The sequence below is a fragment of the Georgenia sp. genome (genome assembly GCF_054605595.1).
Genome location: NZ_JBTSDU010000143.1, coordinates 1 through 7,064, shown reverse-complemented (window position 1 = coordinate 7,064; position 7,064 = coordinate 1). Strand labels below are relative to the sequence as shown.

Annotated in this window: 12 protein-coding genes; all 12 read right to left on the bottom strand. The window is 69.6% G+C overall.

Annotation, left to right across the window (positions count from 1 at the left end; all coding sequences use genetic code 11):
* Positions 1-904: hypothetical protein (locus ACYC1Z_RS13240; protein ID WP_461409992.1), on the bottom strand; the 904-nt coding region annotated here is incomplete at its 3' end.
* A gap of 66 nt (positions 905-970) precedes the next feature.
* Entirely contained in the window at positions 971-1,819 is an 849-nt protein-coding gene (locus ACYC1Z_RS13235) for a hypothetical protein (protein ID WP_461409991.1), read from the bottom strand.
* A complete protein-coding gene (locus ACYC1Z_RS13230; protein ID WP_461409990.1) occupies positions 1,816-2,370 on the bottom strand; it encodes a phage virion morphogenesis protein in 555 nt (184 codons plus the stop codon). The genes ACYC1Z_RS13235 and ACYC1Z_RS13230 overlap by 4 nt, the downstream gene beginning before the upstream one ends.
* Before the next feature lie 212 nt (positions 2,371-2,582).
* The gene (locus ACYC1Z_RS13225) at positions 2,583-3,506 is read right to left on the bottom strand and encodes a hypothetical protein (RefSeq protein WP_461409989.1); all 924 of its coding nucleotides are present in this window, start codon (positions 3,504-3,506) and stop codon (positions 2,583-2,585) included.
* The gene (locus tag ACYC1Z_RS13220; protein WP_461409988.1) at positions 3,503-3,904 is read right to left on the bottom strand and encodes a hypothetical protein; all 402 of its coding nucleotides are present in this window, start codon (positions 3,902-3,904) and stop codon (positions 3,503-3,505) included. The genes ACYC1Z_RS13225 and ACYC1Z_RS13220 overlap by 4 nt, the downstream gene beginning before the upstream one ends.
* Complete coding sequence (locus tag ACYC1Z_RS13215) at positions 3,901-4,221, bottom strand: hypothetical protein (protein WP_461409987.1); 321 nt, start codon at positions 4,219-4,221, stop codon at positions 3,901-3,903. The genes ACYC1Z_RS13220 and ACYC1Z_RS13215 overlap by 4 nt, the downstream gene beginning before the upstream one ends.
* Positions 4,218-4,607 carry a DUF3307 domain-containing protein gene (locus ACYC1Z_RS13210; protein WP_461409986.1) on the bottom strand — a complete coding sequence of 130 codons (390 nt, stop codon included), beginning with the start codon at positions 4,605-4,607 and terminating at the stop codon, positions 4,218-4,220. The genes ACYC1Z_RS13215 and ACYC1Z_RS13210 overlap by 4 nt, the downstream gene beginning before the upstream one ends.
* Positions 4,604-4,813, bottom strand: a complete 210-nt coding sequence (locus tag ACYC1Z_RS13205) for a hypothetical protein (protein ID WP_461409985.1) — start codon at positions 4,811-4,813, stop codon at positions 4,604-4,606. The genes ACYC1Z_RS13210 and ACYC1Z_RS13205 overlap by 4 nt, the downstream gene beginning before the upstream one ends.
* Complete coding sequence (locus tag ACYC1Z_RS13200; RefSeq protein WP_461409984.1) at positions 4,810-5,397, bottom strand: head-tail connector protein; 588 nt, start codon at positions 5,395-5,397, stop codon at positions 4,810-4,812. Before ACYC1Z_RS13200 ends, ACYC1Z_RS13205 begins: the two co-directional genes overlap by 4 nt.
* A gap of 108 nt (positions 5,398-5,505) precedes the next feature.
* Entirely contained in the window at positions 5,506-5,769 is a 264-nt protein-coding gene (locus ACYC1Z_RS13195) for a hypothetical protein (RefSeq protein WP_461409983.1), read from the bottom strand.
* Between the two features lie 127 nt (positions 5,770-5,896).
* Positions 5,897-6,349, bottom strand: a complete 453-nt coding sequence (locus ACYC1Z_RS13190) for a hypothetical protein (RefSeq protein ID WP_461409982.1) — start codon at positions 6,347-6,349, stop codon at positions 5,897-5,899.
* 80 nt (positions 6,350-6,429) lie between these two features.
* On the bottom strand, positions 6,430-7,064 hold a 635-nt coding region (locus ACYC1Z_RS13185), incomplete at its 5' end, for a phage major capsid protein (RefSeq protein ID WP_461409981.1).

The window sequence follows — 7,064 nt, the reverse complement described above, 5'->3', positions numbered from 1 at the left end:
TTTTGAGGTACGCTGGCGCGGAGTCGCGGGCGAACCAGCTCAGGTACCCGGACACCACCTGGAGGTTGAGCCAGGCGAGGACCTCCCGCGCGAGCTGCTCCCCCGCTTGGTTGTCGCCGGCCGGGCCCCGCACCATCACCTGCACCATGGGCCGGTAGAGCGCGGAGCGGTGCCCCCCGAGGTAGGGCTCAGGCGAGGGCCCGCCCGTGCCCAGGCAGAACACCGCGGGCGCCGGCGTGCGGTCGATGGAGCGCATCTCCCCGACGAAGAGGTTCGCGCCCAGGGTGAGGAGCGTGGCGCCCGCCGTCTTCCCATTGAGGAACGCGGCGACGTCGGCGGCTGGGTCCTTCAGTGGGCCCGGGCTGGGGGCTACCCAGGGCTGCGCCTCGAGCGAGCCGAAGACGAACTCAGGGAAGGCCCCCGCCGGCGAGTCGATGCGGAACGCGACGTCGAGCTCGAGGTCTTCCGTCGAAGGAATGAGCGCGAAGAGGTATGTGGTCGCCCCAGGCGTGAGCACCGATGGCGGCGTGCGGGGGTTCTTCCCGAAGTCGCGCCAGCTGCCGACGGTCGGCGCCCCTGGCCCCGGCCACAGTGCACCAGTCCCGTCCTCGAGGTGGAATCCGATGAAGGGGCTCGTCGGCGTGTGGATGGCCCCCGAGAAGCGGCGTGGCGAGGCTCCCGCTGGCGCGGTGATGAGGTAGATGACGCCGGCCGCCTCGTCCGCGTCGGTCGGCGTGAAGCCGTAGTTGCCGTCGCCAATCTCAGAGACCAGCGGCTTCGTGCGCGCTGCCCCGCCCTGGGCCACCCGGTACTCCGTCACCCAGTCAGACGATGGCACGGGGAGCAGCCCCACGAGGGGAGCCCCGTTGTCGTCTTCCAGGTAGATGGAGATCCGGTCGGCCATGGCTTAGGGGGCCTCGTCCGGGCGGAAGGCGGTGCGTGCGGTGGCGATGATCATGGTGTTCTCCCGTTACCCGGTGCTGATGACGACCCACGAGTAGGTGTCGGCCGCGCTCTTCAGGCAGATCTCGACGGTGTCGGCCGCGCTGGCGGCGCTCTTCGAGTACCAGAGCGTTCCGCGCGTGGTGGCCGATGCTGCGGGGCGTGCGTTGCCCCCCGTGTTCAGTTGCACGGTGGACGCGGTGTTGAGCGAAGCCCCGGCGTCGAAGTCGCCGGTGCTCCCGGCCCGTCCGCTGCCGAGGTTCACGAAGATCCCGGACGCCCCGTTCAGAGAAAAGACGCCCAGTCGTACCTGCGTGTCGTACTTGAGCCCGGCGGCGACGTTGTCGAGGTCAGCCGACATGCCGAGGCCAAGGCCATCCGTGTTGACGAACGACCCCCGCTTTCGAATCCACGCCTTGGTGACCGGCGTCCCGCCGATCCCCGTCTGCCACTCCTGCAGCCGGGCGGCCGCGTTCGCCGTGCCGTCAGCTTCGCTCGACCCGACGACGACGCACTTATCCGACGCCCCCGCGCCCAGCGACGAGCGCAGCACCAGCGACACGCCGACCGCGCGCACGAGCGCCGTCACTGCCTCGGTGATGGTCGTCACCCCGGCGAGAATCGCCCCGGTGAGGGTCTTCGCGCCGCCGAACTCCTGCGCGCCCGTGGTGACCGCGCCCGCAGCAGCAGCACCAGCAGCGCCGAGAGCGAGGTCACCCGCCGTGAGCGTGAGGCCGTTCGCTTCGGTGACGGAGGAGACGGCACCCGTCGAGGGCGTGTCGGGGTAGCCGTCGAGCTTCGCCTTGTCGGCCGCCGACATGGTGCCGCGCCGCGAGGCCGTGGCCGGTCCGACGACGGGCGTGTTGACGTTGCTCATCGCGCAAAGCTCCTCTTGGTGACGGCGCCGTTCGGCCCTTGCTTGAGGTACGTGCGCCGCCCGTTGCCGCCGACGACGTAGCGGCCGCCCTTCGTGCCGCTCAGCACGGATTGCCCCTCGAAGGTGTCGCCCTCGAAGTCGGCCAGCCCGTCGAAGGCTTCCTTCACGGCCTCGCGCACGCCGTCCTTCACCGCGCCCAGCATCGCCGCCTCCATGTCGGGCCCGAAGTCGAACTCGGGGCGCGCGGGCATGCGGCCGGTGCCGGTCTGGTGGAAGCTCGCGTACGGCAGGCCGGTGGTGCCGAAGGTGAGCGAGTCGCCAGAGATGTCGCGGCGGGCGCCGGGTGCCCCCGAGTCGGCCAGCGCGTCGGCCAGCTTGCCCGTGCGCACGAGAGTGGGGCGGCCGGGGTAGTGCGCTTTCTTCCAGCGCGCGTACGAGGTGCTGAGTGGCGCCCAGCTGCCTGCCTGGGGTCCGGCCCCCTGTGCGGCGAACTGCTTGACCGTCTCGCCTTCGAGGATGGGCAGCAACTTGGGGAGGATGTGCTTGCCCACGTCGGCCAGCTCGGCGCCCGCCCGCTCGCAGGCGGTAACGAAGCGGGGACGGAACCATCCCGAGGAGGGCGGCTCCCGTCGTCGCGTCACGCAGCCTGAAGGAGATCCGGTCAGCCATCAGGGCACCGGGTCCTCAGCGTCAGCCCCCAGCGTCACCTCAGGCAGCGCGTCGGCGCGGAAGGCGGTGCGTGCGGTGGCGATGATTCCCATGATCAGGCTCCTGCGATGACGAGGGTTCCACCGTTGGCGACGGTGAGGCGGTAGCGGGTTCCGTCGGGGGACTTAAGGACGATGCCCGCGCCCGCCACGGCGTGCTCGAACTCGCCGTTGCTCATGATCGAGGACTTCGTGGTGCCCGCGTTGCGCCACCTCTGAAGCGTCGCGGCGGCGTTCGACCATGCAGTGTTGGTGTCAACGTCGAACGCGGCGGCAGTGGCACCGTCGGCAGCGTAAGACTTGCTGATGGCCGACCCGACGTAGACGTTCAGGTAAGTGCCGGTCGAGTTGAGCGCGATCCCAGTACCGCAAGTGATGGTCTGCGAGCCGTAGACCATCCGGGTTCCTACGTCGTCACCTACGTAGAGGAATCCGCTGGTGGCCGACTTGCCGCGCGCCACGTAGCCGCTCGCGTTGCGAAGCGCGCCGTCCTTGCGGAACCACGCCACGTCTACCTGCGTGCCGCCGATCCCTGTGGCTGCGGTCCAGATCTGCGCGCTCGCGTTCACCGTGCCGTCGACCTCGCTGCTCCCGACCACCACGCACTTATCCGACGCCCCCGCGCCCAGCGACGAGCGCAGCACCAGCGACACGCCGACCGCGCGCACGAGCGACGTCACTGCCTCGGTGATCGACGTGATTCCCGCCAGCACAGCAGCGGTGAGGGTCTTCACCCCGCCGATGGTCTGCGCGCCGGTGGTGAGCACTCCCGGGTGCGTCGCGTCGGCAGGCTGCAGCGTCAGCACCTGCCCGGCGAGCGAGGCGCCCTCAGCTGCAGGCGTTGTGCCCACGGCGCCCAGCGCCACGTCGCCGGTGTTGGTGCCAGTGACGGCGTCGAGCTTCGCCTTGTCGGCAGCAGACATGGTGCCGCGCTTCGCGGTGGTGGCCGGACCCACGGGGCTGGGGAAGACCGAGCTCATGCGCCACCGACCATGCGCTTCAGCCGCGCCCCGATGCGCGAGACGAAGCCTGCCTCGAAGCCGTTGAGCACCCGCTCGTACCACTTGAAGCCCTTGGTCCCCTCGACCTTCTCACCCCAGTGCACCCCCTCGTGCACCGCGGCCGCCTTCTCGTCGAGGTACGCGGCCGCCACGCGCACGCGGCCCTTCGACTCATTGACCTCGGTGGTCACGCTCGAGCTGCCCGCAAGCGTCCCGCTCCCCCTGGGCGCCTTGGCGTTCGCGCTGTTCATCAGTGCCTGGCCCTCCGCAGGCAGCGCGTTCGCGAGCTCGTCGAGGAAGGCCTTCTCTTGGCGCCTCAGCGCGCGCAGGAGTGCGGGCCCGCCTTCCAACTCCATGAGGACATCGACGACCTTCATAGTTGCACCTTCCACAGCGTCTTGACGCCGCCGAAGTCGGAGGCGGACTCGACTGCGAGCGGCAGGCGGGATGCCTCGGCGTTCGCGCTGTTCTCCCCGGGGAGCCAGACCCGGTCCGTCAGGTTGATTGCCTCGGCGCACCAGAGGCGGTGAGTTGAGATTGCCTCCTCTCCCGTCGCCTTCGTCACCATGGTGCGGCGCATCTCCGCCCGCACCTTGCGAGCCACCGGGGCGCCGTAAGCGGGCTTCCCCCGGCCGTCGATGCCCGTGACCGAGGCCACGTAGGCGGTCTGGGTGAGGATGCGCGCCAGGCTCATAGGAACCTCAGAGCGAGCGCATTGATGAGCACGTGCAGCACGTTGTCAGCGATGATGAGCAGCCAGACCGACAGCCAGGGCGGCCGAGAGTTCGAGTAGCCGGTGCCGCTACAGTCGGCCCACTTCGGCCACTCCGAGCGCGGGGCGAAGAAGTTCTTCGCGAACACCACGAAGCGCGCCATGCGGAAGCGATCAATGAGGAAGTGCGTGCCGACTATCACCAGCAGCGCCGCCGGCGAGGGGTCGAGGAACAGGAATGCGAGCCCATATGAGAGCGCGTGCACCGCTGCAGCTGCAGAACGCTTCGCCTTCTCGTGGGCCATCCAGTCGGACTGGAGGAGGTAGTCACCCACCGCATGGGCCACGAGTTGGTTCGCGGTGATCACGGTGAGCTCCGGAAGAGGACGAACCAAAGGACGAACAGCGGTCGCTCCCACCATCGGAGGATCTGTGGATCGCAGGCGACCCACACCGCGAAGCCGAGCCGCTGACGCCAGGTGCTCAGCTTCACGCGCAGGTGGAGCACACTGCCTTTCTTCTCTGAGGTGACCTCGAGCCACGGAGGCCAGCCGGGGGAGTCGGTCAGCTTCATCCGAGGAGCCTCCGGTAGCCGGAGAGCTGCGCGAGCACGCTCGCGGGCACCAGCCCCTCGAGCGGAGGGACCTCGCGGAACGAGACCGAGTAGTCGCCCAGGGACTCGGAGGCGACCAGTTGATCGATGCCCTGGCGCCGGTACATCGCGGAGACCGCCTGCAGACAGGCCTCCTCGAGGTCGAAGGGGAGCGTGCGCGTGCCCGCCATCGCCGGCGTCACCCAGCCCCCGGCGTAGGTGACGACGATGGTCTTCGCCTCGGTGCCCACGGCCGGGCTGTCGTAGAGCGCCCCTGCGCGCACCAGCCCAGTCCAGGGCCAGCCCACCGAGCGGTAGAGCACGCCGGCGTCATCGTCCTCTCGCACGTACTCGTTGGCCGCGAGCGAGGTGCCGTCAGGCAGAACGACCGAGGCGACGGAGAGAATCGGCAGGAGACCCAGGCGGAGCCGCACCTGCTGCAGGTAGCCGGGCAGCCGCTCCACGAAGGCGGCGGCGTAGTGCAGCTGGGGGCGGTTGATATAGCGGCGGATCGACTCCGAGGCGGCGCCGATGAGGCGCGGCAGCTTCGCGTCAGCGGCGCTCACGCCGAGCACGTCGGCCGCAGTCGCCGCTGTGGTCAGGTCGGAGTCCACGGGTCCCCTGGAATTGGCCCAGGCATCGAGCGCCTGGGGTGCTGTCGCCGTTGATGGCTGTTACTTCTTCGCCTCGGGCTTCGTCTTCTTCTCGATCAGGTTGCCGGTCGGCTTGCCCGCGGCGTCGAGCTCGGGCTCCGCCTCGGCGATGACGGTCTTCCCGTCGCGCTGCACCACGATGTGGCGAGCGGGGTCGAAGTCGCCGATGAGCTCGCCGCCCTGGCTCTTGAGGATGTGTGCTGCGGTCTCCGGAGAGAACCCGCAGGTCTCGCCCGCGGTGTTGGAGCCGTAGTGCTTGGTGAGGCGCAGGAGCTTGAGGGCCATGGGGCTGTCTCGGGAATGGGTGAGTGATGGTGAAACTTGCCCGGGCGGCACACGGCCGGGGTCCTGCTTGTCGTGCTGCCTGGCGCTCACCGGTGGCCCGGCTTACGGCGCGCCTCTTGAGGTCTGCTTACGACTCGTCGGCCGCGGTGGGCAGGACGTCGGCGCCGCCGAGGATGAGGGTCGCGTCGCTCTCCATGGTGGGCGTGGTGCCGCCCGTGAAGGCGGTGGTACCCACCACGCGGATGAAGGCCTTCGCGGTCTTCAGGTCGATCGACCGCTTCTTGATGGTGTCGGCCGTGGTGATCTGCGCCACGGCGCCGCTCGGGGTGGGCTGGGGCACCGAGGGCACGAAGTCGGCGTAGACGCCGGCGAGCGTGTCGCTGTGCTGGAGCTTCGCGTCGAACGTCTGCGTGGTGGGCGTGCCGGCGAGGGCGCCGGTCTTCGCGACCAGCACGCACGAGTTGAAGCCCCGGCGATCGATGCCGGTACCGTTGACGGCGCCCGCGGCGCGCGCGGCCGGCACGAGGCCGATCTTCGCGGCGACTTCGGCGCCGATTCCGGTGATGGTCTGAGCGGTCATCTGGTTCTCCTGGCTGCGGGTCTGCGTGGTGAGGGCCGCGCCCGTCAGCTGGGCGCGGCGGTGAAGGGTGTGCCGCTCGGTTAGCTGAGCGTGACTTGCTCGAGGATCGCGAAGGTGTTGTCGTGGCGGGCCGCGACGTCGTGCGACTCGAGGATGCGGATCGGCGTGGTGTCGTTCGAGAAGCCGGCCACCACCGCGGTGCCGTTGTGGTACGCGCCGTTCGGCTGCATCTCCACCTCGAGCGGGCGGCTCTCGTCGCGGCCCAGCAGCACGTCGCTGTGCACGCCGAAGTAGACCTCCGACTGCGCCCCCGCCACGTTCGTGGGGATCTGCGTGGTCTTGCCGAAGCGGAACCCGAACAGGTTGCCCGCCATCAGCATCGGCATGAAGACGAAGTTGCCCTGGGTGTCGAGCATCTTCGCCAGGCCCCAGAAGGTCCGCGGCGCCATGACGAAAGCGGCCGAGTCCATCGGGATGTTCGACTCCTCGACCAGACGGCAGAGCCCGAGGTAGTCCGCCACCACCGCGGCCAGCGTGGTGCCGGTCTGGTTGGCGTGGTTGCCCGCCTTCGTCCAGAGGTAGACGCCCGTGGGCTGCGTCTCCGCGCCGGTGCCGCGGTAGAACGAGAGGTCGCGGCGAAGCGCCATCGCCATCAGCAGGTCGTCGCGGATGATGGCGTCCGCGCCGGGGCTGGCCAAGGCCAGCAGCTCGTTGG

Excerpts from the sequence above, each read along its gene's own strand:
- ACYC1Z_RS13235 (WP_461409991.1), bottom strand. The coding sequence starts at position 1,819 with ATGAGCAACGTCAACACGCCCGTCGTCGGACCGGCCACGGCCTCGCGG.
- ACYC1Z_RS13225 (WP_461409989.1), bottom strand. The coding sequence starts at position 3,506 with ATGAGCTCGGTCTTCCCCAGCCCCGTGGGTCCGGCCACCACCGCGAAG.
- ACYC1Z_RS13220 (WP_461409988.1), bottom strand. The coding sequence starts at position 3,904 with ATGAAGGTCGTCGATGTCCTCATGGAGTTGGAAGGCGGGCCCGCACTC.
- ACYC1Z_RS13215 (WP_461409987.1), bottom strand. The coding sequence starts at position 4,221 with ATGAGCCTGGCGCGCATCCTCACCCAGACCGCCTACGTGGCCTCGGTC.
- ACYC1Z_RS13205 (WP_461409985.1), bottom strand. The coding sequence starts at position 4,813 with ATGAAGCTGACCGACTCCCCCGGCTGGCCTCCGTGGCTCGAGGTCACC.
- ACYC1Z_RS13195 (WP_461409983.1), bottom strand. The coding sequence starts at position 5,769 with ATGGCCCTCAAGCTCCTGCGCCTCACCAAGCACTACGGCTCCAACACC.
- ACYC1Z_RS13190 (WP_461409982.1), bottom strand. The coding sequence starts at position 6,349 with ATGACCGCTCAGACCATCACCGGAATCGGCGCCGAAGTCGCCGCGAAG.